At 71.9% G+C, this 26,047-nt stretch carries 15 protein-coding genes, 1 tRNA gene and 1 rRNA gene; 3 read left to right on the plus strand and 14 right to left on the minus strand.

Annotation, left to right across the window (positions count from 1 at the left end; all coding sequences use genetic code 11):
• Positions 1–158 precede the first annotated feature (158 nt).
• Both ACIBCJ_RS24870 and ACIBCJ_RS24875 read left to right on the plus strand, forming a co-directional pair.
• Positions 159–5,189: an ATP-dependent helicase gene (locus ACIBCJ_RS24870; protein ID WP_365978462.1), complete on the plus strand. Its 5,031-nt coding sequence runs from the start codon at positions 159–161 to the stop codon at positions 5,187–5,189.
• Between the two features lie 18 nt (positions 5,190–5,207).
• Positions 5,208–6,053, plus strand: a complete 846-nt coding sequence (locus ACIBCJ_RS24875; RefSeq protein ID WP_365978463.1) for a DNA-formamidopyrimidine glycosylase family protein — start codon at positions 5,208–5,210, stop codon at positions 6,051–6,053.
• A 122-nt stretch (positions 6,054–6,175) separates the two neighbouring features.
• Here ACIBCJ_RS24875 and ACIBCJ_RS24880 read toward each other — a convergent pair whose 3' ends face one another.
• The 11 genes from ACIBCJ_RS24880 to ACIBCJ_RS24930 all read right to left on the minus strand — a co-directional run bounded on the left by ACIBCJ_RS24880 (position 6,176) and on the right by ACIBCJ_RS24930 (position 21,787).
• Entirely contained in the window at positions 6,176–6,664 is a 489-nt protein-coding gene (locus ACIBCJ_RS24880) for an SRPBCC domain-containing protein (protein WP_362105182.1), read from the minus strand.
• Positions 6,661–6,972 carry a hypothetical protein gene (locus tag ACIBCJ_RS24885; protein WP_362105185.1) on the minus strand — a complete coding sequence of 104 codons (312 nt, stop codon included), beginning with the start codon at positions 6,970–6,972 and terminating at the stop codon, positions 6,661–6,663. Before ACIBCJ_RS24885 ends, ACIBCJ_RS24880 begins: the two co-directional genes overlap by 4 nt.
• Before the next feature lie 6 nt (positions 6,973–6,978).
• The gene (locus ACIBCJ_RS24890) at positions 6,979–7,449 is read right to left on the minus strand and encodes a DNA starvation/stationary phase protection protein (RefSeq protein WP_362105188.1); all 471 of its coding nucleotides are present in this window, start codon (positions 7,447–7,449) and stop codon (positions 6,979–6,981) included.
• 227 nt (positions 7,450–7,676) lie between these two features.
• Complete coding sequence (locus tag ACIBCJ_RS24895) at positions 7,677–8,057, minus strand: helix-turn-helix domain-containing protein (protein WP_031037941.1); 381 nt, start codon at positions 8,055–8,057, stop codon at positions 7,677–7,679.
• Positions 8,058–8,166: 109 nt separating this feature from the next.
• Complete coding sequence (locus ACIBCJ_RS24900; protein WP_362105193.1) at positions 8,167–8,712, minus strand: CinA family protein; 546 nt, start codon at positions 8,710–8,712, stop codon at positions 8,167–8,169.
• Positions 8,709–9,527 (minus strand): CDP-diacylglycerol--glycerol-3-phosphate 3-phosphatidyltransferase, encoded by an 819-nt coding sequence (pgsA, locus tag ACIBCJ_RS24905; RefSeq protein WP_362105196.1) that lies wholly within the window; start codon positions 9,525–9,527, stop codon positions 8,709–8,711. Before pgsA ends, ACIBCJ_RS24900 begins: the two co-directional genes overlap by 4 nt.
• On the minus strand, positions 9,524–11,005 hold the full coding sequence (gene rimO, locus ACIBCJ_RS24910) for a 30S ribosomal protein S12 methylthiotransferase RimO (protein ID WP_362105199.1): 1,482 nt from the start codon (positions 11,003–11,005) through the stop codon (positions 9,524–9,526). The genes pgsA and rimO overlap by 4 nt, the downstream gene beginning before the upstream one ends.
• Positions 11,006–11,096: 91 nt before the next feature.
• Positions 11,097–11,954, minus strand: a complete 858-nt coding sequence (locus tag ACIBCJ_RS24915; RefSeq protein ID WP_133890076.1) for a helix-turn-helix domain-containing protein — start codon at positions 11,952–11,954, stop codon at positions 11,097–11,099.
• A gap of 259 nt (positions 11,955–12,213) precedes the next feature.
• Positions 12,214–14,979: a DNA translocase FtsK gene (locus ACIBCJ_RS24920; RefSeq protein WP_362105204.1), complete on the minus strand. Its 2,766-nt coding sequence runs from the start codon at positions 14,977–14,979 to the stop codon at positions 12,214–12,216.
• Positions 14,980–15,170: 191 nt separating this feature from the next.
• On the minus strand, positions 15,171–15,845 hold the full coding sequence (locus ACIBCJ_RS24925; protein ID WP_133890074.1) for a two-component system response regulator: 675 nt from the start codon (positions 15,843–15,845) through the stop codon (positions 15,171–15,173).
• Between the two features lie 449 nt (positions 15,846–16,294).
• Positions 16,295–21,787, minus strand: coding sequence for a HAMP domain-containing protein (locus ACIBCJ_RS24930; protein WP_365978464.1), 5,493 nt, complete (start codon positions 21,785–21,787; stop codon positions 16,295–16,297).
• A gap of 389 nt (positions 21,788–22,176) precedes the next feature.
• On the opposite strand from ACIBCJ_RS24930, the gene ACIBCJ_RS24935 reads away from it, so the two are divergent.
• On the plus strand, positions 22,177–24,927 hold the full coding sequence (locus tag ACIBCJ_RS24935) for a SpoIIE family protein phosphatase (RefSeq protein ID WP_362105211.1): 2,751 nt from the start codon (positions 22,177–22,179) through the stop codon (positions 24,925–24,927).
• Between the two features lie 97 nt (positions 24,928–25,024).
• On the opposite strand, the gene ACIBCJ_RS24940 is transcribed toward ACIBCJ_RS24935, so the two are convergent.
• The 3 genes from ACIBCJ_RS24940 to rrf all read right to left on the minus strand — a co-directional run.
• Positions 25,025–25,097, minus strand: a tRNA-Thr gene (locus ACIBCJ_RS24940).
• 82 nt (positions 25,098–25,179) lie between these two features.
• Positions 25,180–25,842: a DegT/DnrJ/EryC1/StrS family aminotransferase gene (locus tag ACIBCJ_RS24945; protein WP_362105220.1), complete on the minus strand. Its 663-nt coding sequence runs from the start codon at positions 25,840–25,842 to the stop codon at positions 25,180–25,182.
• A 113-nt stretch (positions 25,843–25,955) separates the two neighbouring features.
• A 5S ribosomal RNA gene (gene rrf, locus ACIBCJ_RS24950) occupies positions 25,956–26,047 on the minus strand; the annotation flags it as partial.

Below are 26,047 nucleotides of genomic sequence, written 5' to 3' on the forward strand. Positions count from 1 at the left end.
ACGGCCGGCCGGCCCCGGACTCGCCCCGGACACCCTCGCACGTCCGGCTCGCGCGAGCGGTCTCGACGCCCGGCCGGCCGGACGCCCGGCACCGGCGAGGGCACGGCCCGTACGCCCGGCTCGGGCCGAATGTCAGTGGCCGGGTGCACGATGGATCCATGGTCAGCTCCGCACACCGAGCCCTGGACGGCTTCTCCCCCGCGACCCGCGGCTGGTTCACGGGTGCCTTCTCCGCGCCCACCTCCGCCCAGGCGGGCGCGTGGCAGGCCATCTCCCAGGGTTCGGACGTCCTGGTGGTCGCCCCGACCGGGTCGGGCAAGACGCTGGCCGCCTTCCTCGCCGCGCTGGACCAGCTGACCTCCACGCCCCCGCCCGCCGATCCCAAGAAGCGCTGCCGCGTCCTGTACGTCTCCCCGCTCAAGGCCCTCGCCGTCGACGTCGAGCGCAACCTCCGCAGTCCGCTGACCGGCATCCGCCAGGAGTCGGTGCGCCTCGGGCTGCCCGAGCCCGAGGTCAAGGTGGGCATCCGCTCCGGCGACACCCCGCCCGCCGAGCGCCGCGCCCTGTCCACCCGGCCGCCGGACATCCTGATCACCACCCCGGAGTCCCTCTTCCTGATGCTGACGTCGGCCACGCGCGACGCGCTGACCGGCATCGAGACGGTGATCCTGGACGAGGTGCACGCCGTCGCGGGCACCAAGCGCGGCGCCCATCTGGCGCTCACCCTGGAGCGGCTGGACGAGCTGCTGCCGAAGCCCGCGCGCCGCATCGGGCTGTCGGCGACGGTCCGCCCCGTGGACGAGGTCGCCCGGTTCCTGGCTCCGCGCGGCAAGGTGGAGATCGTCCAGCCGGAGTCCGGCAAGGAGTTCGACCTGTCCGTCGTCGTCCCGGTCGAGGACCTCGGCGAGCTGGGCGGCTCCCCCGTCGCGGACGGTGACGAGGGCGCGGAGCGCCCGTCGATCTGGCCGCACGTCGAGGAGCGGATCACCGACCTGGTCCAGTCGCACCGCTCCACGATCGTCTTCGCCAACTCCCGGCGGCTGGCCGAGCGCCTGTGCAACCGGCTCAACGAGATCGCGTACGAGCGCGCGACCGGCGAGCCCCTGGACGAGCACCACTCCCCCGCCGAGCTGATGGGCGGCTCCGGCGCCGCCCAGGGCGCCCCCTCGGTGATCGCCCGCGCCCACCACGGCTCGGTCTCCAAGGAGCAGCGGGCGCTGGTCGAGGAGGACCTCAAGGCCGGCCGGCTGCCCGCCGTCGTCGCCACCTCCAGCCTGGAGCTGGGCATCGACATGGGCGCCGTCGACCTGGTGATCCAGGTCGAGTCGCCGCCCTCCGTCGCCTCCGGCCTCCAGCGTGTCGGCCGCGCGGGGCACCAGGTCGGCGCGGTCTCCACGGGCGTGGTCTTCCCCAAGTACCGCGGCGACCTGGTGCAGTCGGCCGTGGTCACCGAGCGCATGCGCAGCGGCGCCATCGAAGCGCTGCGCATCCCGGCGAACCCGCTGGACGTGCTGGCCCAGCAGCTCGTGGCGATGACCGCGCTGGACACCTGGCAGGTCGACGACCTCCTCACCACCGTCCGCCGCGCCGCGCCCTTCGCCTCGCTGCCGGAGTCGGCCTTCACCGCCGTCCTGGACATGCTCGCGGGCCGCTATCCCTCCGACGCCTTCGCCGAGCTGCGCCCGCGCGTGGTGTGGGACCGGATCGCCGGCACGGTCACCGGCCGTCCGGGGGCGCAGCGGCTCGCCGTGACGTCCGGCGGCACGATTCCCGACCGCGGACTCTTCGGAGTGTTCCTCGCCGGTGCCGATCCCAAGAAGGGCGGCGGCCGGGTCGGCGAGCTGGACGAGGAGATGGTGTACGAGTCCCGGGTGGGGGACGTCTTCACGCTGGGCACCAGCTCCTGGCGGATCGAGGACATCACGCGCGACCGGGTGCTGGTCTCCCCGGCGCCCGGCGTGCCGGGCAGGCTGCCGTTCTGGAAGGGCGACCAGCTGGGGCGCCCCCTGGAGCTGGGCCGCGCGCTGGGTGCGTTCCTGCGCGAGGTCGGTGCGCTCTCCAAGGAGGACGCCCGGCTGCGCCTGGTCACCGCCGGCCTCGACGCCTGGGCCGCGGACAACGTGCTGGCCTATCTCGACGAGCAGCGCGAGGCCTGCGGCCACGTCCCCGACGACCGCACCATCGTCGTCGAGCGCTTCCGGGACGAGCTGGGCGACTGGCGGGTCGTGGTCCACTCCCCCTTCGGCGCCCAGGTGCACGCGCCCTGGGCCCTCGCCCTGGGTGCCCGCCTGTCCGAGCGGTACGGCATGGACGCCCAGGTCATGCACGCCGACGACGGCATCGTGCTGCGGCTGCCGGACGCCGACCTGATGGGCATGGACTTCCTGGACGCGGACCCCGTGAAGCCCGGCCTGGAGTACGACGCAGAGAAGGCGCCCGTCGGTGCGGCCGACGTCGTCTTCGACAAGGGCGAGGTCGACCAGGTCGTCACCGACCAGGTGGGCGGCTCGGCACTGTTCGCGTCCCGGTTCCGCGAGTGCGCCGCCCGCGCGCTGCTGCTGCCGCGCCGCAGCCCCGGCAAGCGCACCCCGCTGTGGCAGCAGCGCCAGCGGGCCGCGCAGCTGCTGGAGGTGGCGAGCGAGTACGGCTCGTTCCCGATCGTCCTGGAAGCGGTGCGCGAGTGCCTCCAGGACGTCTTCGACGTGCCCGGCCTGGTGGAGCTGATGGGCGACCTGGAGGCGCGCAAGGTCCGCCTGGTCGAGGTCACCACCCCGGAGCCGTCGCCGTTCGCCCGCTCCCTGCTCTTCGGCTATGTCGCACAGTTCCTGTACGAGGGGGACTCGCCGCTCGCCGAGCGCCGGGCGGCGGCCCTGTCCCTGGACTCGCGGCTGCTGGCCGAGCTGCTCGGCCAGGCGGAGCTGCGCGAGCTGCTGGACGCGGAGGTGCTCACCGAGCTGGAGCGCGAGCTGCAGTGGCTCACCGAGGACCGCCGGATCAAGGACGCCGAGGGTGTCGCCGACCTGCTGCGGGTGCTGGGTCCGCTGACGGACGAGGAGCTGGCCCTGCGGGGCGCCGAGGCGCAGTGGGCGCCGGAGCTGGCCCGGGCCCGCCGCGCGATCAGGGTGCGGATCGCCGGCGCCGACCACTGGGCGGCGATCGAGGACGCGGGCCGGTTGCGTGACGCGCTCGGCACGGCGCTGCCCGTGGGTGTGCCGGAGGCCTTCACCGAGCCGGTCAAGGATCCGCTCGGCGACCTCCTCGCCCGCCATGCCCGCACCCACGGCCCCTTCACGTCGGTCACCGCGGCGGCCCGCTTCGGTCTGGGCGTGGCGGTCACCGAGGGCGCCCTGCAGCGGCTCGCCGGCACGGGGCGGGTGGTGCAGGGCGAGTTCCATCCGGCCGGGATCGGTCAGGAGTGGTGCGACGCGACCGTGCTGCGCAGGTTGCGCCGCCGTTCCCTGGCCGCGCTCCGGCACGAGCTGGAGCCGGTGGCGCCGGCCGCGCTCGGCCAGTTCCTCCCCCAGTGGCAGCACATCGGCAAGGGACACGCGCTGCGCGGCATCGACGGCCTGGTGCGCGCGGTCGAGCAGTTGCAGGGCGCCTCCGTACCCGCCTCCGCGCTGGAGAAGCTGGTCCTCCCCTCCCGCGTGGCCGGCTACTCCCCCGCGATGCTGGACGAGCTGACGGCCGCCGGTGAGGTGGTGTGGGCCGGAGCGGGCTCGCTGCCCGGCAAGGACGGCTGGGTCTCCCTCTACCTCGCGGACGCGGCCCCCCTGCTCCTGCCGCCCCCGCATCCCCTGGAGACGACCGCCCTGCACGAGTCCGTCCTGACCGCCCTCTCGGGCGGGTACGGTCTGTTCTTCCGCCAGATCGCCGACCAGGTCCGCGCCACCACCCACCCCGAGGCCACCGATCCCCAGCTGGCCGACGCCCTGTGGGACCTCGCCTGGTCGGGCCGGCTGACGAACGACACGCTCACCCCCCTGCGCTCGCTGCTGGGCTCCGGACGCACCGCAGGATCCACCGCCCACCGTGCCAAACGCGCGGTGCCCCGCGGGCGGTACGGCTCGCTGACGGCGGCCGCCCGCCCGACGTCCCGCAGCGGCCCGCCGACGGTCGCGGGACGCTGGTCGCTGCTCCCGGCCCGTGAGGGGGACGGCACGGTGCGCGCCCATGCCCTGGCCCGCACGCTCCTCGACCGGCACGGTGTGGTGACCCGCGGCGCCGTCGCCGCGGAGGGCGTGGAAGGCGGCTTCTCCGCGGTGTACCGCGTCCTGGCCGCCTTCGAGGAGAGCGGCCAGGCCCGGCGGGGCTATGTCGTGGAGGGTCTGGGGGCGGCGCAGTTCGCCATGGAGGGAGCCGTGGACCGGTTGCGTGCCGTGGCGAACGCCCGCGAGCGCGGGGAGAGTGCGCCCGCGCAGGCGCAGCCCACCGGTGGCGGCTTCGGGACCGGCTCCCCGTCCGACGCCTCCGACGGCCCGGCCGCCGGCTCCCCCTACGGTTCCCTCGACGACGGCGTGTCCGGCGGGGCCGGCGCTGCGGACCCCTTCGGCGGCTTCGGGCCCGAGGGCCGCGAGGAATCCAACGGGCCGGCTCCCTCGGACGGCTTCGACGACGTCTTCGCCGACCCCGACGGCCTGGGCCGTTCCCACTCCCGCGGGGACTACATCTCCCCGCGCGACTACGCCGAGCCGGGTGCCGGCGGTCCGCGCGGAGGCGGCGGGCACGGCGGCTTCCCGGGCTCCCGCGGCCCGTACGACAGCTCGTTCCCCGCCCGGCGCGAGCGCACGGCCGCCGGCCCCCGGGCCGTCGTCCTGGCGGCGGCCGACCCGGCGAACGCGTACGGCGCGGCCCTCGGCTGGCCGGAGCCACCGGCCGGTGCCACGCACAAGCCCGGCCGCAAGGCCGGCTCCCTGGTGGTGCTCGTCGAGGGCGAACCGGCGCTCTACATGGAGCGCGGCGGCAAGACGCTCCTGCTGTGGCCCTCCGACCCCGACCGGCTGCCCACCGAGGAGCCGCGTCTGCGAGCCGCCGCGGAGGCCCTCGCGGAGGCCGCCCGCGCCGGTTCCCTCGGCACGGTCACCGTGGAGCGCGTCAACGGCGCCGCGGCCCTGACGTCCCCGTTCGGTCCCCTCCTGGAAGGGGCGGGGTTCATCGCCACCCCGCGCGGCCTGCGCATCAGGGCGTGAGCCTGTCACCCTTGAGCCATGCCCGAAGGAGACACGGTCTGGCAGGCGGCGCGACGGCTGCACGACGCCCTCGCGGGAAAGGTGCTGACCCGCAGCGACTTCCGCGTCCCCCGGTTCGCCACGGCCGACCTCACCGGCCGCACGGTCCTGGACGTCACCCCGCGCGGCAAGCACCTGCTGACCCGGGTGGAGGGCGGTCTGACCGTGCACTCGCACCTGCGGATGGACGGCTCCTGGAAGGTGTTCGCACCCGGTCAGCGCTGGAGCGGCGGCCCCGCGCACCAGATCAGGGTGATCCTCGGCACCAGCGACCGGACGGCCGTGGGCTACCGCCTCCCGGTGCTGGAGATCCTGCGCACCGCCCACGAGCAGCGTGCCGTCGGCCACCTCGGCCCCGATCTGCTCGGCCCCGACTGGGACCCGGCGCGGGCCCTCGACAACCTGCGCGCCGATCCCGCCCGCGCGCTGGGCGAGGCCCTGCTCGACCAGCGCAATCTGGCCGGCATCGGCAACGTCTACAAGTGCGAGCTCTGCTTCCTGCTCGGCGTCACGCCCTGGCTGCCGGTCGGTGAGCTGCCCGCCGACCGCACCGCGCAGCTGCCCGCCCTCGCGCAGAAGCTCCTGGAGGCCAACCGCGACCGCCCGATCCGGCGGACGACGGGCCTGCGCGGACAGGACCTGTTCGTGTACGGCCGCGCACCCCGCCCCTGCCTGCGCTGCGGTACGTCGGTCCGGGTGGCCGACCAGGGCGACGGCTCCCGCGACCGCCCCACGTACTGGTGCCCGACCTGCCAGGCAGGGCCCGCCCCGCGCCCGGGCGGCCCCGCGCGCAGCCGACGCGGCGGCAACGGCCGCATAGGGTGAGGAAGCCGCCGGGAACCGCTCGCAGTCCACGCGACGGCCGCGACGACAGACCAACCCGCGACCAGACGCGGCGGCCCGCGACCGCCCGCGACCAGGGACGACACGTGACCGTCCGCGGCGGCTCAGCCCGCGGCGAGCAGGGCGTCCATCTGGCCGGCTGCCTCGCGCATGCCGTCGTCCATGCCCATCGTCATGAGCTGGTCCATCTGCTCCCTGGTGTCGAAGACCGACCTCAGCTCCATGCGGGTGCCGCCGTCGCGCTCGGTGAGCGTCACCCGGTTCGCGGTCGTCGGCATCGCGGCGTCCGGCACCCCGTGCTCGTCGGCGAACCCGTCCGTGAACTCCAGCGACCTCGGTGCGTCGACCGTGGCCACCCGCCACCAGCCGCGGTACTTCTCGCCCTGCGGGCCGGTCATGAAGTAGGTGACGTCACCGCCGGGGGTCAGATCATGCTCCTCCACCGTCGCCGGGTAGGACGGCGGTCCCCACCAGCTCTCCAGCTGCCGAGGGTCGGACCAGAGCCGCCAGACCCGTTCCGCGGGGGCGGCGAAGTCGGCGACCAGGGTGAGGGTCAGGTGGTCGAGATCCTTGTCGAGGCCGGTGACGCTCATCGGCTCGGTCCTTCCGTCGGTCGGTGCGCCCCGTCGTGCGGCGGCGCCTCGTCGGGCCGGGCACGCCCGCCCGCGTCCCGGGCCGTCCCGCGCAGGGCCCGCCGCCACCGTCCCGCCCCCAGCGCCCCTACGGCCCGGCGCTGCGGTACGCAGTGCACCGGCAGCACGCTCAGACCCCAGCCGCCGACCGCGACCGCCCCTTCAAGCACCCCGGCGCCGGGGTGCAGCGCCAGGCGCAGCACGGCCCACCACCACAGGACGCCGAGGCCCAGCGCGGCCGCCCGCCGGGCCGTCCGCGCCGCCGCCATCCCGCGTCATCCGTTCCCGGCCTGGAACATCCAGTGCTGCTTCTCCAGGTCGGCGGTGATCTGGATGAAGATGTCCTGGCTCACGGGATCCGGGTCCTCGCTCGCCGCGATCCGCTCACGCATCCGCCCGATCACCGCGCTCAGCGCGTCCACGATGGTCTGTACGGCGGTGGTGTCGTCGACCCAGCCCTCGGGAGTCACGTCGATGCCGCTGCCGACGGCGACGGTCGCGGCCCGCCCGTCCGGAGAGACGCCGAGCGCCGAGGCACGTTCCGCCACGGTGTCCGAGTGCGTGCGGGCGGTCTCGACGAGTTCGTCGAGCTGGAGGTGCACGGAGCGGAACCGTGGACCGACCACGTTCCAGTGGATCTGCTTGGCCACCAGGGCCAGGTCGACCAGGTCGACGAGGGCGCCCTGCAACGCCTCGGAGACGGTCTTCAGGTCCGCGTCGGACAACGGGCTCTTCACGACGTACATCCACGCCTCCGTCGGTTCTCCCCCGGCCATCTCCCTCCACGATGACCGCACCCGCACGGACCGGCAAACCGGCGAACACGGGCCTGCCGCGCCCACGGGCCCGCCCCGCTCGTACCGAAGTCGTCACGCACGCGCCGACCGGTCCGGGCACGCGAAAACCCCGGCACCGTCCCTCCGCTCTTCCGGAGGGCCCGGCCGGGGCCTCACACGCACATGTTCTCGGGCGCTCAGGCGGCGACGACGTCCACTGCCTCGGCGGGCGCCTTGATGGTGACCCGCTCCGGTGGCACACCGGACACCGAGACGGAACCCAGCATCGGACGCACCGGCGCCGGCACGGTCTCGCTGGGCGTCGCCGCGGCGGACTGGGCCAGCTCGGCGAGGGCGAGTTCGTCGCTCACTTCCCGCATGAGCTCGGACATCCGTACGTCCAGCGCGTCGCAGATGGCGGAGAGCAGCTCGGAAGACGCCTCCTTCTGCCCCCGCTCCACCTCGGAGAGATAGCCGAGTGAGACTCGGGCGGACGAGGAGACTTCGCGCAGAGTACGGCCCTGGCGTTGGCGCTGCCGACGCAGCACGTCACCCAGCAGGCGACGGAGCAGAATCATCGGTGGCTCCCTCCTCGGACCGTGTAACCGCATCCTTCACGCCCCACCGTACCGCCTCGCGCCGCGGCCGTGCGGGGAGCGATGTCGTGTTCACTCAGGGCTGCAAACATCAAAACCCCCCGTTCCGTTCCGTATCCTGTGCCCGCTCATTCCCGGTCTGTTCGCTCGCAAGCTCCCTCAAAAGAAGTGCGAGTACGCTCCGTACACTCTCCATACGAATTTCCGCGCGGTCGCCGTTCAACCGCAGCGCCTCCACTTTTCCGCCATCGGCGCAACCCCGGCCGGCCCCGAAAGGCCCGTCCACGGCCACAAAGACCGTTCCCACGGGCTGCCCGTCCTGCGGTTCCGGGCCGGCGACTCCGGTCGTCGCGATGCCCCAGTCGGCGCCCAGCACGGTGCGCACGCCGGCCGCCATCTGGGCGGCGACCTGCGGGTCCACCGCTCCACGCGCCGCGAGCAGCTCGGCGTCGACGCCGAGTACCTGCCGCTTCAGCTCCGTCGCGTAGGCGGTGACCGACCCCCGGAACGCCTTGGAGGCCCCGGGGACCGCCGTGAGCGCGGAAGCGACCATTCCGCCGGTCAGGGACTCGGCGACCGCGAGGGTCTCACCCCTCACCGTGAGTAGTCGCACCACGTCAGCGGCCGTGGAAATCAAGCTTCCGTCTCCTTCAACGCCGCTCTGCGTTCGGCGATTCCCCGGCGGCGCAGCACAATGGCCTGCTTCACGTAGTCGAGGCCGGTCACCACGGTCAGGACGACCGCCGCGGCCATCACCCAGAACCTCAGGGTGGCCAGGGGCCCCGTCAGCGCCAGGACGTACATGCCGACGGCGATGCCCTGGGTGAGTGTCTTCAGCTTGCCGCCCCGGCTCGCGGGGATGACGCCGTACCGGATGACCACGAAACGCAGGACGGTGATCCCGAGTTCCCGGCCGAGGATGACGGCCGTCACCCACCACGGCAGGTCGCCCAGCGCGGACAGACAGATCAGCGCCGCGCCCATGATCGCCTTGTCGGCGATGGGGTCGGCGATCTTCCCGAAGTCCGTGACGAGGTTGTAGGTGCGCGCCAGGTGCCCGTCGAAGAGGTCGGTGATCATGGCGACGGCGAAGGAGGCCCAGGCGAACGACCGCCAGGCCGGGTCGTACCCCCCGTTGCCGAGCATCAGCGCGACGAAGGCCGGAACCAGGAGCAGCCGGAGCATCGTCAGCAGATTGGCGACGTTCCAGACGCTCGCCTGGTTGACGGCGGCGGCAGCGATCTTGCCGCCGCGCAGGGGGGCGCCGCCCTCGGTCGCACCCCGGTGCGCCGCACCGCGTTCCGTCGCCTCCCGGTCCTCAGCATCCCGTTCCACGGCGCCCCCCGGAGTCGTACGCTCGGCCGGTCCGTGCGCCGCACCGGCGGCGCCGAGCGGGCCGGTCCTGCTCGCGCGGGAGGAGCCGCCCGCGGCGGACGCCGGGACTCCGCTCATCTGCCGGCCTCCTCACTCCGCTCGGGCGAGCCCTGCAGCGGCTCGGCCACCAGGTCGACACCCTCCGTACCGACCACCTTCGCGTCGACCATACGACCCACACTCAGACCCTCGCCGCTCGTGAGCAGCACCTGGCCGTCCGTCTCCGGCGCCTGGTGCTCCGCACGGCCGCGGACGCCGTCCCCCTCGCCCGCGCCGTCCACGGACTCGACGAGTACCCGCACGGTCGAGCCGACGCGCTCGTCGGCGCGCTGCGAGACCAGCTCCTCGGCCAGGCGCGAAACCCGGGCCAACCGCTCGGCCACGACGTCCTCGTCCAGCTTGTCGCCGTAGGTCGCCGCCTCGGTGCCCTCCTCGTCGGAGTATCCGAAGACGCCGATGGCATCCAGCCGGGCGTGGTTCAGGAAGCGCTCCAGCTCGGCGAGATCGGCCTCGGACTCGCCGGGGAAGCCGACGATGAAGTTGGAGCGCACACCCGCCTCGGGCGCCTTGCTCCGGATGGTGTCGAGCAGCTCCAGGAAGCGGTCGGTGTCGCCGAAGCGGCGCATCGCGCGCAGCACGTTTGGAGCGGAGTGCTGGAAGGACAGGTCGAAGTAGGGCACGACCTTCTCGGTGGAGGTCAGCACGTCGATCAGGCCGGGGCGCATCTCGGCGGGCTGGAGGTAGCTGACGCGCACGCGCTCGATGCCGTCGACGTCGGCCAGGTTCGGCAGCAGCGACTCCAGCAGGCGGATGTCGCCGAGGTCCTTGCCGTAGGAGGTGTTGTTCTCGGAGACCAGCATGATCTCCTTGACGCCCTGCTCGGCCAGCCACCGCGTCTCGTTCAGCACGTCGCTGGGGCGGCGCGAGATGAAGGAGCCGCGGAAGGAGGGGATGGCGCAGAAGGAGCAGCGCCGGTCGCAGCCGGAGGCGAGCTTCACCGAGGCGACCGGGGAGCCGTCCAGCCGGCGGCGCAGGGGCGCGCGCGGACCTGAGGCGGGGGCGACGCCTTCGGGCAGGTCGGTCGGGCCGTGCCCCGGCAGGGCGACCGCGGCGCCGGCCTCCTGGCGCTCGGCGGGGCTGATCGGCAGCAGCTTGCGCCGGTCGCGCGGGGTGTGTGCGGCGTGGATGCCGCCGTTCAGAATGGTCTGCAGCCGGTCGGAGATGTCGGCGTAGTCGTCGAAGCCGAGGACGCCGTCGGCCTCCGGGAGGGCCTCGGCCAGCTCCTTGCCGTACCGCTCGGCCATGCAGCCGACCGCGACCACGGCCTGCGTTCTTCCGTGGCCCTTGAGGTCGTTGGCCTCCAGGAGGGCGTCCACGGAGTCCTTCTTGGCGGCCTCGACGAAGCCGCACGTGTTCACGACGGCGACGTCCGCTCCCTCGGCGTCCTCGACGAGCGTCCAGCCGTCCGCCTCCAGACGGCCTGCGAGCTCCTCCGAGTCCACCTCGTTACGGGCGCAGCCAAGGGTGACGAGTGCGACGGTACGGCTTTCAGGCATGGGCTCAAGACTACTTCGTCCCGCCGACGCCCCATGTCGACGGGGTTGGCCGATGCCGGCCGACCCCGTGGTGACAGGCTTCCCGGATCCGCTAACCGACCTGCGGATCGCCCTTCGTGTACGTCAGGCGTTCGACGGCGCCGGGCTGGAAGTCGTCCTCGATCTTCTTGCCGTTGACGTAGAGCTCTATGGCACCGGCGTCGCCGAGGACGAGCTTGACCTTCTCGTTGTCCTGGAAGGTCTTGGAGTCGCCCTGCTGGAGCGTGCCGTCGAAGAGCTGCCTGCCGTTGTGGTCCTGGGCCGAGATCCAGCTGCGGCCCCCGATGGCGCTGACCTTGACGGTCACCTTGTCCGCGGGCGCGGCGGCGATGGCGCTGTCGCTGGGCTTGGGGGCGGCGGGCTTCTTGGGCTTGGCGCTCGGTGAGGCGGACTCGCCGGACGAGGGCTGGGCCCCCTCGGCGACGCTCGCCTCGTTGCCGCCGCTGTCGCCGCCCTTGACGAAGCTGAAGCCCACGAAACCGATCACGGCGACGATGGCGGCGACCATGGCGGCGGTCCAGTTGGGGCCGCGCCGCTCGGGGCGGATGCGCTCCGCCTCGAACAGCGGCGCGGTGGCGGTCGGCGCCGGGCGCCCGCCGTGCTCGGCGTCGAACTGCGCGAGCAGCTCGGCGGGATCGAGCCCGACGGCCTTGGCGAGGGTGCGGATGTGCCCGCGCGCGTAGACGTCGCCGCCGCAGGGCGCGAAGTCGTCCGCCTCGATGGCGTGCACGATGGCGATGCGGACCCGGGTGGCGGTGGTGATGTCGTCGACGGTCAGCCCGGCGGCGATCCGTGCCTGCTGCAGGGCACGGCCGACGGTGGGGCGGGCGTCCTCGGAAACGCTTTCGGGGACGTCGTGGGACACGTCTTCGACCGGACGCTCGTCTTCGGGAGAGTTGCCGTTGGACACGGGGGCGCCTTTCGAGCGTGAGCCGCCTGTGCTGGGCGTTCAGTCTAGGGGGGGTACAAACGGGTGGGGCAACCGGGCGGTACGACCTTTACGCCATCGGAATGGCCCGGCACACCGATGGTGGACTACCTGTTTGTACTTTCCTCAACTTGACGTAGAGCACGGGGAAACGGTTGCTCAATGATCCCTAACGGGTGAGTCACGATCGGCCGGCCGGCCGTCGTGACCTCCTCCGCCGGAACTCTTCGCTCATCCGTCCCTACCCTTCAGACTCCCCCCGGATCACCGCGAGCACGCCGTCCAGCTCGTCAGGCTTCACAAGAACGTCACGAGCCTTCGAACCCTCGCTCGGTCCGACGATGCTCCGGGACTCCATCAGGTCCATCAGCCGCCCGGCCTTGGCGAAGCCGACGCGCAGCTTGCGCTGGAGCATCGAGGTGGACCCGAACTGCGTGGAGACGACCAGCTCGGCCGCCTGGCACAGCAGGTCGAGGTCGTCGCCGATGTCCTCGTCGATCTCCTTCTTCTGCTTCGTCCCGACGGTGACGTCGTCGCGGAAGACCGGCGCCATCTGGTCCTTGCAGTGCTGGACGACGGTCGCGACCTCCTCCTCCGTCACGAACGCGCCCTGCATACGGGTCGGCTTGTTCGCGCCCATCGGCAGGAAGAGGCCGTCGCCCTTGCCGATGAGCTTCTCGGCGCCGGGCTGGTCGAGGATGACCCGGGAGTCGGCGAGCGAGGAGGTGGCGAAGGCGAGCCGCGAGGGCACGTTGGCCTTGATGAGGCCGGTGACGACGTCCACGGACGGCCGCTGGGTGGCGAGCACGAGGTGGATGCCGGCCGCCCGCGCGAGCTGGGTGATCCGGACGATCGCGTCCTCGACGTCGCGCGGCGCGACCATCATCAGGTCGGCCAGCTCGTCCACGATCACCAGCAGGTACGGGTAGGGCTGGAGTTCACGCTCGCTACCCTCGGGCGGCTTGACCTTGCCCTCGCGCACCGCGCGGTTGAAGTCGTCGATGTGCCGGTAGCCGTAGGCGGCGAGGTCGTCGTAGCGCAGGTCCATCTCGCGCACGACCCACTGGAGCGCCTCGGCGGCCCGCTTCGGGTTGGTGATGATCGGCGTGATCAGATGCGGGATGCCCTCGTACGCGGTCAGCTCGACGCGCTTGGGGTCGACCAGGATCATCCGGACGTCCTCCGGGGTCGCCCGCATCATGATCGAGGTGATCAAGCAGTTGATGCAGGACGACTTGCCGGAGCCGGTGGCGCCGGCGACCAGCATGTGCGGCATCTTCGCCAGCGAGTGCATGACGTAGCCGCCCTCGACGTCCTTGCCGAAGGCGACCAGCATCGGGTCGTCGTCCTCGGCGGACTCCGCGAGCCGCAGCACGTCGCCGAGGTTGACCATCTCCCGGTCGGTGTTGGGGATCTCGATGCCCACCGCGGACTTGCCGGGGATCGGGCTGATGATCCGCACGTCGGGGCTGGCGACGGCGTAGGCGATGTTCTTGGTCAGCGCGGTGATCCGCTCGACCTTCACGGCGGGGCCCAGCTCGACCTCGTAGCGGGTGACCGTCGGGCCGCGGGTGAAGCCGGTGACGCGGGCGTCCACCTTGAACTCGGTGAAGACGGTGGTCAGCGAGTCCACTATGGCGTCGTTGGCGGCGCTGCGTGCCTTGCCGGGGCCGCCGCGCGTGAGGGAGTCGAGGGACGGCAGCGAGTAGGTGATGTCGCCGGAGAGCTGGAGCTGCTCGGCGCGCGGCGGCAGGTCCCGCTCCTTGGGCAGCGGGGTCTTGGTGAGGTCGGGGACGCTCCCGCCTGACGGCTCCTCCGCGGGCGCCTTGGCGGCGTCCTTCTTGAGCTTCCCCGGCTGCGGCCGCGCGGCGGGTACGGGTGTGGGCGTCGGGGTCGTCGGCTCGCGGTCCCCGGTGCCGACCCCCTGGGTGAGGTCGGCGACCACCGGCGAGGGCGGCATGCCGTGCAGGACCGCGCCGTCGAGCGCGGCGGCGGCCGCCGCGGCCACGTCGACGGCGTCCATCGGACGGTTCGTCTCCGGCTGCGGCACGGCGGACCGGCGGGGCCTGCCGCGCCGCCGGCCGAGCGCCTCCTGCTCGGCCGCGTCGTGGTCGTACGGCTGCTCCACGGCGGCCGGTGTCCCGCGTCTGCGGGACCGGGCGGGCAGCGCCTCGCGCCACTGTTCGTCGTAGCGCTCGTCGTCGTCCGTGAAGTCCGCGTAGGCGTCCGCCTCCGGGTCGCCGACCACACCGAGCCGCACCCCGAGCTGCCGCAGCCGCTGGGGAATGGCGTTGACCGGGGTGGCGGTGACGACGAGCAGCCCGAAGACCGTGAGCAGCACGAGCAGCGGCACGGCCAGGACGTCGGTCATCGTGGCCGACAGCGGGGTCGCCGCGCCCCAGCCGATGAGGCCCCCGGCATCCCTTATGGCCTGCATGCCGGCGCTGCGGGCGGGTGAGCCGCAGCCGATGTGCACCTGCCCGAGCACGCCGACGACGAGCGCGGACAGACCGATCACGATCCGCCCGTTGGCCTCGGGCTTCTCGGGGTGCCGGATCAGGCGTACGCCGACGGTGCCGAGCAGGATCGGCACGAGCAGGTCCAGACGCCCGAAGGCTCCGGTCACCAGGATCTCGACGAGGTCGCCGACGGGACCCTTGAGGTCGGCCCAGGTGCCCGCGGCGACGATCAGCGCGACACCGAGCAGCAGCAGGGCGACACCGTCCTTGCGGTGGGCCGGGTCGAGGTTCTTGGCGCCCTGCCCTATGCCGCGGAAGACGGCGCCGACTCCGTGCGCGAGGCCCAGCCAGAGCGCCCGCACCAGCCGGTAGAGACCCCCGGTGGGGCTGGGAGCCGCTTTCGGCGCGGGCTTCCTCGCCACGGCCTTCTTGGCGGGCACCTTCTTCGCGGGCGCCTTCTTGGCGGCGGCCTTCCTGACCGGACCCTTCGCGGGAGCGGCCGCCTTCTTCGCGGGCTGCTTCTTGGCTGCGGAGGGACGTGAGGCCATAGGTGTGAGGTTACCGGGGGAGACGGCGGTCGACACGTGTGCCCACCGCTTCACCCGTTCGTGTCGCTCACACAGGGCACCGGAACTGACGCTTCCGGTACAGCCCCTGACAAGCCCTCACAGATCGTCTTCATGGCGGCCGCTCGGCCCGCCTCGGCAGACCTCAGGGGCCAGCGGACGCGTCCGGGGCGTCAGTTGACCGCGGGCTGGCCTCCGGACGTGCCCGGCTCCAGGGCGTCCAGCGCCCGCCGCAGCCCGGTGAGCTTGCGCTCCAGGTGGGCGGCCGTCGCCACCGCCGCGGCGTCCGTCGACTCGTCGCCCAGCTGCTTGGACAGCGCCTCCGCCTGCTCCTCCACGGCCGCCAGCCGTGCCGACAGCTCGGCGAGCAACCCGGCGGGCTCCTTGACCTCGCCGGCCTCGGCCTTGCCGTTGCCCTCCAACTGGAGGCGCAGCAGCGCCGCCTGCTCGCGCAGCTGGCAGTTCTTCATGTACAGCTCGACGAAGACCGAGACCTTGGCGCGCAGCACCCACGGGTCGAACGGCTTGGAGATGTAGTCCACCGCTCCCGCCGCGTACCCGCGGAAGGTGTGGTGGGGGCCGTGGTTGATCGCGGTGAGGAAGATGATCGGGATGTCCCGGGTCCGCTCCCGCCGCTTGATGTGCGCGGCCGTCTCGAAACCGTCCATGCCCGGCATCTGGACGTCCAGCAGAATGACCGCGAAGTCGTCCGTGAGCAGTGCTTTGAGCGCTTCCTCCCCGGACGATGCCCGCACCAGCGTCTGATCGAGCGCCGAGAGGATCGCCTCCAGCGCCAGCAGATTCTCCGGCCGGTCATCGACCAGGAGGATCTTGGCCTTCTGCACCATGGCCCGCCCTCCTCGCCCCGGCGTGGGGCCTCCCCTGTCCACAGGACTCGACGCGGCACCGGCGGGTGCCGCCCCGGGGGACGGCTCCCTTGCGCCGTCCGTCCTTGTGCCGGTCATCGTAGCCGCACCCCGCCCGTCGCCACACCCTGTCACCGTGATGTCACTGTGCTCGTAGCAGAAACGCGGCGGGAGACCAGAAGGTTCCCCGAATCCCGCACTTCTACACGACTCCGAGCACGCTGAGTCAGCGACCGCGTGAACGGTGAAGGTTCCCGCCGGCACACACTCCACGTTCGCACACCGCCCGAGCGGGCCGCACGGAAGGTGCCCCCGCGTACACGGACACCGTGCCCGAAGGTACTACGGTCACGGTGTCCGGACGTACGGGGCACGTCCCGCCGGCCCCGGTCGCGCCCGGCGACGCCGGCCGGAGGCGCGGCTCCCGGCGCTCACTCCTCGTTCGTGTCGTTCATCCACTGCTGCATCACCGTCAGCAGGTGGTCGGGGTCGACCGGCTTCGTCACGTAGTCGGAGGCACCGGACTCGATCGCCTTCTCCCGGTCGCCCTTCATCGCCTTCGCGGTCAGCGCGATGATCGGCAGGCCGGCGAACTGGGGCATCCGGCGGATCGCCGTGGTCGTCGCGTAGCCGTCCATCTCGGGCATCATGATGTCCATCAGGACGACCGCGACGTCCTCGTGCTGCTCCAGGACCTCGATGCCCTCCCGCCCGTTCTCGGCGTACAGCACGGACAGGCCGTGCTGCTCCAGGACGCTGGTGAGGGCGAAGACGTTGCGGATGTCGTCGTCCACGATCAGCACCTTCTGCCCGCCGAACCGGATCCCCCGGGTCGACTGGTGCGACGGCTCCTGCTCGGCGTCCGACTGCCGCTCCCGCACCGCGGGCAGCTCATCGGTCGCGGCCGGCCGGCGGCGGCGCCGGAACAGCGCGGTCGCGCCGTTGTGCGCGTCCTGGTGCGGCTTGGCCTCGGCCGGGATGCCGGCCTCCGCCTCCGGCGCGTCGGCACGCGCCAGGGCCGCCGGCCGCGGGCCCGCCTCGGTGGCGGGCAGGGCCTGCGGGTAGCCGTTCGGGGGCAGCTCGCTCGGGTGCAGCGGTAGGTAGAGCGTGAACGTCGAACCGCGGCCGGGCTCGCTCTGCGCCTGGATCTCGCCGCCCAGCAGCTGCGCGATCTCCCGCGAGATGGACAGTCCCAGGCCCGTACCGCCGTACTTGCGGCTGGTCGTGCCGTCGGCCTGCTTGAACGCCTCGAAGATCACCTGCATCTTGCTGGCCGCGATCCCGATGCCCGTGTCGCTGACGGAGAACGCGATCAGCTCGGCGTCCGGGTCGTTCATCGAACCGGCCTCCAGCAACTGCTCCCGGATGGCCTGCGGCACCTCGTCCCGGGCCGGGCGGATGACCAGCTCGACGGAGCCGGAATCGGTGAACTTCACCGCGTTCGACAGCAGGTTGCGCAGCACCTGGAGCAGCCGCTGCTCGTCCGTGTGCATGGTGGCGGGCAGTCCCGGCGAGACCCGTACCGACAGGTCCAGGCCCTTCTCCGCGCTCAGCGGTCGGAAGGTGGCCTCCACGTAGTCCACGAGCTGGACGAGTGCGATGCGCGTCGGGGAGACGTCCATCTTGCCCGCGTCGACCTTCGACAGGTCCAGGATGTCGTTGATGAGCTGCAGCAGGTCCGACCCCGCACCGTGGATCGTCTCGGCGAACTCGACCTGCTTCGGCGTCAGGTTCGCGTCGGCGTTGTCGGCGAGCAACTTGGCCAGGATCAGCAGCGAGTTGAGCGGCGTACGCAGCTCGTGCGACATGTTGGCCAGGAACTCGCTCTTGTAGCGCATGGAGACCGCGAGCTGCTCGGCGCGCTCCTCCAGGACCTGCCGGGCCTCCTCGATCTCGGTGTTCTTCACCTCGATGTCGCGGTTCTGCTGCGCCAGCAGCTCGGCCTTCTCCTCCAGTTCGGCGTTGGAGGACTGGAGCGCCTTCTGCCGCTGCTCCAACTCCTCCGACCGCTCCCGCAGTTGCTCGGTCAGCTCCTGCGACTGGCTCAGCAGCACCTCCGTCTTGGTGTTGACGGAGATGGTGTTGACGCTGGTCGCGATCATCTCGGCGATCTGGTTGAGGAAGTCCTTCTGGATGTGCGTGAACGGCGTGAACGACGCCAGCTCGATCACGCCGAGCACCTGCCCCTCGAAGAGCACCGGCAGCACGATCACCTGGGCGGGCGGCGCCTCGCCGAGCCCGGAGCTGATCCTCAGGTAGCCGCTCGGCGCGTTCTCCACGAGGATCGTGCGCTTCTCCTTGGCCGCGGTGCCCACCAGCGCCTCGCCCGGCCGGAACGAGGTCGGCATGGACCCCATCGAGTAGCCGTACGACCCGAGCATCCGCAGCTCGTACGCGTCGCCCTCGGCGCCCGCCTGTTCCTGGCCGTCGACCAGCGGCATCGCGAGGAAGAACGCCCCGTGCTGCGCGGAGACCACGGGCGTCAGCTCGCTCATGATCAGCGAGGCCACGTCCTGGAGGTCCCGGCGGCCCTGCATGAGGCCGGAGATCCGGGCCAGGTTGCCCTTGAGCCAGTCCTGCTCCTTGTTGGCGATCGTGGTGTCGCGCAGGTTGGCGATCATCTTGTTGATGTAGTCCTGCAGCTCCGAGATCTCCCCGGAGGCGTCCACGTCGATCTTCAGGTTCAGGTCGCCGCGCGTCACGGCGGTCGCCACGCGCGCGATGGCCCGCACCTGCCGGGTGAGGTTCCCGGCCATCTCGTTCACGGACTCCGTCAGGTCCCGCCAGGTGCCGTCGACGTCCCGCACGCGCGCCTGACCGCCCAGTTGCCCCTCCGTGCCCACCTCACGGGCGACGCGGGTGACCTCCTCGGCGAAGGACGACAGCTGGTCCACCATCGTGTTGATGGTCGTCTTCAGCTCCAGGATCTCGCCGCGCGCGTCGATGTCGATCTTCTTGGTCAGGTCGCCCTTCGCGATCGCCGTGGTGACCATGGCGATGTTGCGCACCTGACCGGTCAGGTTGGACGCCATCTGGTTCACCGACTCGGTGAGATCCTTCCACGTCCCCGACACGCCCGGCACCTGCGCCTGGCCGCCCAGGATGCCGTCGGTGCCCACCTCGCGGGCCACCTTGGTCACCTGGTCGGCGAAGGACCGCAGCGTCCGCACCATGGTGTTGAAGGTGTCGGCGAGCTGCGCGACCTCGCCGCGCGCCTCGATCGTCACCGTCCGCGTCAGGTCGCCGTTGGCGACGGCCGCGGCCACCTGCGAGATGTTCCGCACCTGGACCGTGAGGTTCTTGGCCATCAGGTTGACGTTGTCGTTGAGGTCCTTCCAGATGCCCACGACGCCGGGCACGCTCGCCTGGCCGCCGAGGATGCCCTCCGTGCCCACCTCACGCGCGACCCGCGTCACCTGCTCGGCGAAGGACGACAGCTGGTCGACCATGGTGTTGACGGTGGTGACCAGTTCGAGGATCTCGCCCTTGGCGTCGACGGTGATCTTCTTCGAGAGGTCGCCCTTGGCCACCGCCGTGGTGACCTCGGCGATGTTGCGCACCTGCATGGTCAGGTTGTTGGCCATGCCGTTCACGGACTGCGTGAGGTCCTTCCAGGTGCCGGAGACGCCCTGCACCTCCGCCTGGCCGCCGAGGATGCCCTCGGTGCCCACCTCGCGCGCGACGCGGGTGACCTCCTGGGCGAACGACGACAGCTGGTCCACCATCGTGTTCAGGGTGTTCTTCAGCTCCAGGATCTCCCCGCGCGCGTCCACGGTGATCTTCTGGGACAGGTCACCGCGCGCCACCGCCGTCGCGACCTGCGCGATGTTGCGCACCTGCGCGGTGAGGTTGCCCGCCATGCCGTTCACGGAGTCCGTCAGGTCGCGCCACACGCCCGCGACCCCCGGCACCTGCGCCTGACCGCCGAGGCGCCCCTCCGTGCCCACCTCACGGGCTACCCGGGTGACCTGCTCGGCGAAGCTGGAGAGCTGGTCGACCATCGTGTTGATGGTGTTCTTCAGCTCCAGGATCTCGCCGCGCGCGTCGACGTCGATCTTCTGGGACAGGTCACCGCGCGCCACGGCCGTCGTCACCTGCGCGATGTTGCGCACCTGGGAGGTCAGGTTGCCGGCCATGGAGTTGACGGAGTCCGTCAGCTCCTTCCAGGTCCCCGACACGCCGTCGACCCGCGCCTGACCGCCGAGGCGCCCCTCCGTGCCCACGTCCCGGGCCATCCGCGTCACCTGGTCGGCGAAGGACGACAGCTGGTCGACCATCGTGTTCACGGTGTTCTTCAGCTGGAGCATCTCGCCGGAGACGTCCACGGTGACCTTCTGCGAGAGGTCGCCGTTGGCCACCGCCGTCGTCACCTGGGCGATGTTCCTCACCTGACCGGTGAGGTTGCGGAACGCGGTGTTGACGGAGTCGGTGAGGTCCTTCCAGGTCCCCGCCGCCCCCGGCACCTGCGCCTGGCCGCCCAGCTCGCCCTCGACCCCGACCTCACGCGCCACCCGCGTGACCTCGGCACCGAAGGCGGACAGCTGGTCCACCATCGTGTTGACGGTGTTCTTCAGCTCCAGCATCTCGCCGGCCACGTCCACGGTGACCTTCTGCGACAGGTCGCCGCTGGCCACCGCCGTCGTCACCTGGGCGATGTCGCGCACCTGCGTGGTCAGGTTCCGGAAGACCGTGTTGACGGAGTCCGTCAGGTCCTTCCAGATGCCGGCGGCGCCCGGCACGTTCGCCTGCCCGCCGAGCTGCCCCTCACCACCGGTCTCGTTGGCCACGCGCGTGACCTCGTCCGCGAAGATCCGCAGCGTCTCGGTCATCTGGTTGATCGTCTCGGCGAGCTGCGCGACCTCGCCCCGGGCCGGCACCGTCACCTTCTTCGACAGGTCGCCGTTGGCGACCGCCGTCGTCACGTGGGAGATCTCCCGCACCTGGGCCGTCAGGTTCCCGGCCATGGTGTTGACGGAGTCGGTCAGCTCCTTCCACACCCCGGCCACGCCCGGCACCTGCGCCTGCCCGCCCAGCGCGCCCTCGGTGCCCACCTCACGGGCCACGCGCGTCACCTCGGAGGAGAACGCGGAGAGCTGGTCCACCATCGTGTTGACGGTGTTCTTCAGCTCCAGCATCTCCCCGGCCACGTGCACCGTGACCTTCCGGGACAGATCGCCCTTGGCCACCGCCGTCGTCACCAGCGCGATGTCCCGCACCTGGGCGGTGAGCCGGTACGCCATGGTGTTGACGGAGTCCGTCAGGTCCTTCCAGGAACCGGACATACCGCGCACCCGGGCCTGACCGCCCAGCTTGCCCTCGGTGCCGACCTCGCTGGCCACCCGCGTGACCTCGTCCGTGAACGTCGACAACTGGTCGACCAGGTTGTTCACGGTCCGGCCGACCTTCAGGAACTCGCCGCGCAACGGCTGCCCGGTGCCCTCGTCGTTCTGCGTCCGCAGCTCCATACGGGGCGACAGGTCACCGTCCGCGACCGCCGACAGCACCCGGCTCACCTCGGAGACGGGCCGCACGAGGTCGTCCACCAGCGCGTTCGAGTGGTCGATCGCGGCTGCCCAGGACCCCTCGCAGGCCCCGGTCTCCAGCCGCTCGGTGAGTTTCCCCTCACGTCCGACCACTCGCCGTACCCGCGCCAGCTCGCCCGTGAGGTGGAGATTGCGGTCGGCCACCTCGTTGAAGACCGCCGCGATCTCCGACATCACGCCGTCGCCGGACACGGTGAGCCGCCTGCGGAAGTTGCCCTCCCGCATCGACACCAGCGCCGCGAGCAGCCGGTTCAGCGCGGCCGTGTCCACCGTCGTACTGCCGCTGCGCGCACCGCCGCCCCGCGATGTGCCCTGGTTGCTCAGGGACTGTCCGCCTTTCGCGCGCGTCTTCGTGGCCCGCGCCGCTGCGCCAGACTCCACTGTGTCCCTCCCGCAAGGGTCGACCGATACCGCTGTGCCCGGTCCCCGCCGCATGGCGGACCGGATCACTGCCACTCACTTCCGTACTGCCGCACGATCCGGCCCGGTGACCGGACCGCTTCCAGGGCTGCTGCCCACCCGACTCGGCGCGCATTCACCTGCCCGGACCTTCACAAGCAGCCTGCCCAGTGTTTCACCCCGGCCGAACCAGGCCATAACAGTTCGGCAGCTTCGCACATCGTCCGCACACCCTCTGGGCGGAAACACTGCAGACCGGCATCCGAATGGACGGCGAAGGTAAGTAACCTTGCTTACGGCTGTCCAGCCGACCGGTCCATCCGGTCTGGGCGGTGGCACGGAGACGAGCGGGCATCGGAGGGGCGGCCGGAATGACCACCGGACTGATCCCGGGGGAGCAGCCCCCGGATCCCGGACCGACGGGTGGACTCCCGCAGCAGCGGGTCGAGCCCGGCGGCCAGGAGGCCGTGCACGGGGAGAGAGGGTCGAGGAGTTCTGTGATCACCGCGCGCGCGGCCGCCAGCTTCGAGCCCGTCGGGCGGTCCGTGGCCAGTGCCCGGTCCTTCGTCCGCGACACGCTCCAGGGCTGGGGCCACGCCGACATCGTCGACGACGCCGTGGTGCTCACCAGCGAGCTGGTGACCAATGCCGTGGTCCACGCCGGCACCACCGCCGACGTCGTGTGCCTGCGCAGCGACGACGGCGTACGGATCGAGGTCGCCGACCACTATCCGGAACGCGAGGTCCCGCTCCAGGGCTCCCCCGCCACCATGGGCAGCCTCGACCGCGAGGGCGGCCGCGGCCTCCAGCTGTGCGCGGCACTGGCCGACCGCTGGGGCGTCGAGTACACGCCCACGCTGAAGAACGTCTGGTTCCACCTCCACCTGCCCGAGCGCCCGGTCGGCACCCGCGCCGCCGGCCCCTCCCTCCCCGCCGCCCTGCTGCCGCTCGCCGACGGCAGGGTCCGCGTCGCCGTCGTCCAGATCGACCGCACCGGCGCCATCTCGTCGTGGAGCGAGGACGCCGAGGACCTCTTCGGCTACTCCCCCGACCAGGTCACCGGCAAGCCGCTGACCGACCTCGCCGCCTGGCCGCACACCCCCGGCACCAGCACCGGCATCGCCGAGGCCCTGCAGCTCTCCCGCTGGGAGGGCAGCTACGGCATGCGGGGCGCCAACGGCCGCGTCACCCCGGTCTACGCCTCCCACCTGCGCGTCCGCGACGCGGACGGCGAGCCCTCCACGGTGTGTCTCCTCGTCCGCGACCACGAACGCGCGGTGCTGCAGACCCCGTTGCGCGTGCCCGCCTCCGACTCGCCGTCCTCCGAGGGCCAGAGCGCGGACCCCTTCGAGGTGTTCATCGGCTCCCCTGCCCCGGACGACCTCGACGGCCTGCTCCAGCGCACGGTCGAGCGCGCCCGCGACATGCTCGACGCCGACGCCGCCTTCCTGCTCCTGGCGACCGACGACGAAACCGAGTTGGAGGTCCGCGCCTCCACCGGACTGCCCTCCGCCCGCCAGCGTTTCGCCCGCGTCCCCGTCGAGGCGGGGCCCGGCCGCTACGGCTCGGCGCGCATGCCCGCCGTCCACGACGACCTGGAGGCCGTCCCCGGCGCGGTCCCGCTCCTGGACAGCACCGGCATGCGCTCGGTCGTCACCGTCCCCCTCAAGGTCGAGGGCCGCCTCACCGGTTCCCTCGGCGTCGCGGCCGAGGCGGCCGGCCGGTACTCCAACGAGGAGGCGCTGCGCCTGCAGTTCGCGGCCGACCGCATCGCGCTGGCCGTCGAGTCGGCGCGTCTCGGCGAGCTGGAGCGGCTGCGCCGCGGCTCGTTGAGCTTCCTGGTCGAGGCCTCCGATCTGCTCGCCGGCACCCTCGACCGCGACCAGACGCTGGCCCTGATGGCCCAGATGACGGTCCCGACGCTGGCCACCTGGTGCGCCGTCTACACGATCGCCGACCAGTCCTCGGACCCGTACCTCTCCTACGTCCTGCACGAGGACGAGGAGCTCATCGACGGCATCAAGTCCCTCCTGTCGAAGATCGCCCCGCCCGACCCGGTGCCCACCCCGGGTGCCCGCGTCTGGACGGCTCCGGCCGAGATGGCCCACCAGGCGGCGCTGCGCACCTCCATGCGCGACCTGGGCCTCAGCGGCGGCGTCGCGCAGCCGATGAGCACCGGCCTCGGCCCGACCCTCGCCACCGCCTCCGCGGTCGGCGGCGAGACCGTCGTCCTCCCGCTGGTCGCCCGCAACCGCGTCATCGGCATGCTCACCCTCGGCAAGCCCACCGACGACCACTTCCGCCAGGAAATCCTCGAACTGGCCGAGGACCTCTCCCGACGGGCCGCCCTGGCCCTGGACAACGCCCGGCTGTACTCGGAGCGCACCGCCATCAGCCAGTCCCTCCAGCGCAGCCTTCTGCCCCCGGAGCTGCCCGTCATCGACGGCGTCGAGGTCGAGGTCATCTACCGCGCGGCCGGCGAGGGCAACGAGGTCGGCGGTGACTTCTACGACCTCTTCCCCATCAGCGACGACGCGTACGGCTTCGCCATCGGCGACGTCTGCGGTACCGGGCCGAACGCCGCGGCCGTCACCGGCCTGGCCCGGCACGCCCTGCGCCTGCTGGCCCGCGAGGGTCTGAGCGGTCCGGCGGTCCTGCAGCGCCTCAATTCGGCCATCCTCGACGAGGGCGCCCGCAGCCGCTTCCTCACCCTCCTGTACGGCGAGATGCGTCCGCAGGAGGACGGCAGCGCGGAGCTGAAGGTCGTCTGCGCCGGCCACCCGCTCCCGCTCCGCCTCCGTCAGGACGGCACGGTCGAGCCGGCCGCCGAGCCCCAGCCCCTCCTCGGTGTCATCGAGGACCTGGAGCTGTACGAGCAGACGGTCACCCTCGACCCGGGCGACGTGCTGCTGTGCGTCACGGACGGCGTCACCGAGCGCCGTGAGGGCACGCGCATGCTGGGCGACGACGGCCTCGCCGACGTCCTCACGTCCTGCACGGGCCTGACGGCGGGTGCGGTGGCCGCGCGCATCATGCGCGCGGTGGAGCGCTTCGCGTCCGACGCCCCGTCCGACGACATGGCGATCCTCGCGATGCGCGTCCCGGAGCCCCACGCGGACTAGCGTGCGGGCCCCGGGACTTGGCCCGGGGCCCGGGCCGTCTCCGGCCTCGGACATGCGAAAGGCCCCGCCCGAATCGGGCGGGGCCTTTCGTGAAGGGAGCCCCCAAACGGAATCGAACCGTTGACCTTCTCCTTACCATGGAGACGCTCTACCGACTGAGCTATAGGGGCCTGTCGCTTTCGAGGTTTCCCTCGCGGCAACGGAATAGATCATACCCCGAACAAGCCGGTGCTCCCAACCACGGACTTGCCGTCAGTACGCGGGCTGCAGCAGCCCTCCGAGCGCATTGCAGGCGGACACGATCCGCTGCATGTCCCGCTTCGTCAACGCGGCCTCGACCGGCAGCGCGAGCGTCTCGTCGGCGGCCCGCTCCGTCTCCGGCAGCGACACGCACCGCCGGAATCCGGGCATCCGGTGCACGGGTGTTCTCACCGGCACCCGGCACTCGACTCCCCTGTCCCGCACCGCCCGGGCGAACGCGTCCCTGTCCGGCCGCCCGTTCCCCGGCACCCGCACCACGTACTGCTGATAGGTGTGCCCGTCACCCCAGTCCGGGGTCCGCACTCCCCTCAACTTCCCGTCGAGATAGGCCGCCCGCTGCCGGCGCCGCGCTATCTCGTCGTACGGCGCCTCGGACTCGCTGTGCTCCAGCACGAGCAGCCCGTGCCGCTGCCCCGTCCCGTGCAGGGGGCCCATGTCCGCCGGCCGCCCGAAGCGGTGCACGACGACCACGGCCGCGGTCCGAGACGTCAACGCCCCCTCCACCAGCGCGGGATCCAGGCAGTACGTCGACGGATCTATGTCGGCGAAGACCGGCGACGCGCCCACCAGGGCCACGGCTTCGGCGACTTCCACGTTCCCGAAGGCAGGTACGACGACCTCGTCACCGACGCCTATGCCGGCGGCCCTGAGCAATGCTGCAGTACCCATACCTGTGATGGTCGGCGCAGAACGTGAACTCGAAGTGACGGAAAACAAAAAAGGGCTGGTCCCGGAACCGAAGTTCCGGGACCAGCCCTCTAATAATTGTTCGGCGGCGTCCTACTCTCCCACAGGGTCCCCCCTGCAGTACCATCGGCGCTGTAAGGCTTAGCTTCCGGGTTCGAAATGTAACCGGGCG

Origin of the sequence: Streptomyces sp. NPDC051136 (genome assembly GCF_044455745.1) — a bacterium.
Taxonomy (GTDB): domain Bacteria; phylum Actinomycetota; class Actinomycetes; order Streptomycetales; family Streptomycetaceae; genus Streptomyces.

What these genes read in the sequence shown, in the direction of transcription:
- ACIBCJ_RS24870 (WP_365978462.1), top strand. Translation starts at nt 159, where the DNA reads ATGGTCAGCTCCGCACACCGAGCCCTGGACGGCTTCTCCCCCGCGACC.
- ACIBCJ_RS24875 (WP_365978463.1), top strand. Translation starts at nt 5,208, where the DNA reads ATGCCCGAAGGAGACACGGTCTGGCAGGCGGCGCGACGGCTGCACGAC.
- ACIBCJ_RS24880 (WP_362105182.1), bottom strand. Translation starts at nt 6,664, where the DNA reads ATGAGCGTCACCGGCCTCGACAAGGATCTCGACCACCTGACCCTCACC.
- ACIBCJ_RS24885 (WP_362105185.1), bottom strand. Translation starts at nt 6,972, where the DNA reads ATGGCGGCGGCGCGGACGGCCCGGCGGGCGGCCGCGCTGGGCCTCGGC.
- ACIBCJ_RS24890 (WP_362105188.1), bottom strand. Translation starts at nt 7,449, where the DNA reads ATGTACGTCGTGAAGAGCCCGTTGTCCGACGCGGACCTGAAGACCGTC.
- ACIBCJ_RS24895 (WP_031037941.1), bottom strand. Translation starts at nt 8,057, where the DNA reads ATGATTCTGCTCCGTCGCCTGCTGGGTGACGTGCTGCGTCGGCAGCGC.
- pgsA (WP_362105196.1), bottom strand. Translation starts at nt 9,527, where the DNA reads ATGAGCGGAGTCCCGGCGTCCGCCGCGGGCGGCTCCTCCCGCGCGAGC.
- rimO (WP_362105199.1), bottom strand. Translation starts at nt 11,005, where the DNA reads ATGCCTGAAAGCCGTACCGTCGCACTCGTCACCCTTGGCTGCGCCCGT.
- ACIBCJ_RS24920 (WP_362105204.1), bottom strand. Translation starts at nt 14,979, where the DNA reads ATGGCCTCACGTCCCTCCGCAGCCAAGAAGCAGCCCGCGAAGAAGGCG.
- ACIBCJ_RS24925 (WP_133890074.1), bottom strand. Translation starts at nt 15,845, where the DNA reads ATGGTGCAGAAGGCCAAGATCCTCCTGGTCGATGACCGGCCGGAGAAT.
- ACIBCJ_RS24935 (WP_362105211.1), top strand. Translation starts at nt 22,177, where the DNA reads ATGACCACCGGACTGATCCCGGGGGAGCAGCCCCCGGATCCCGGACCG.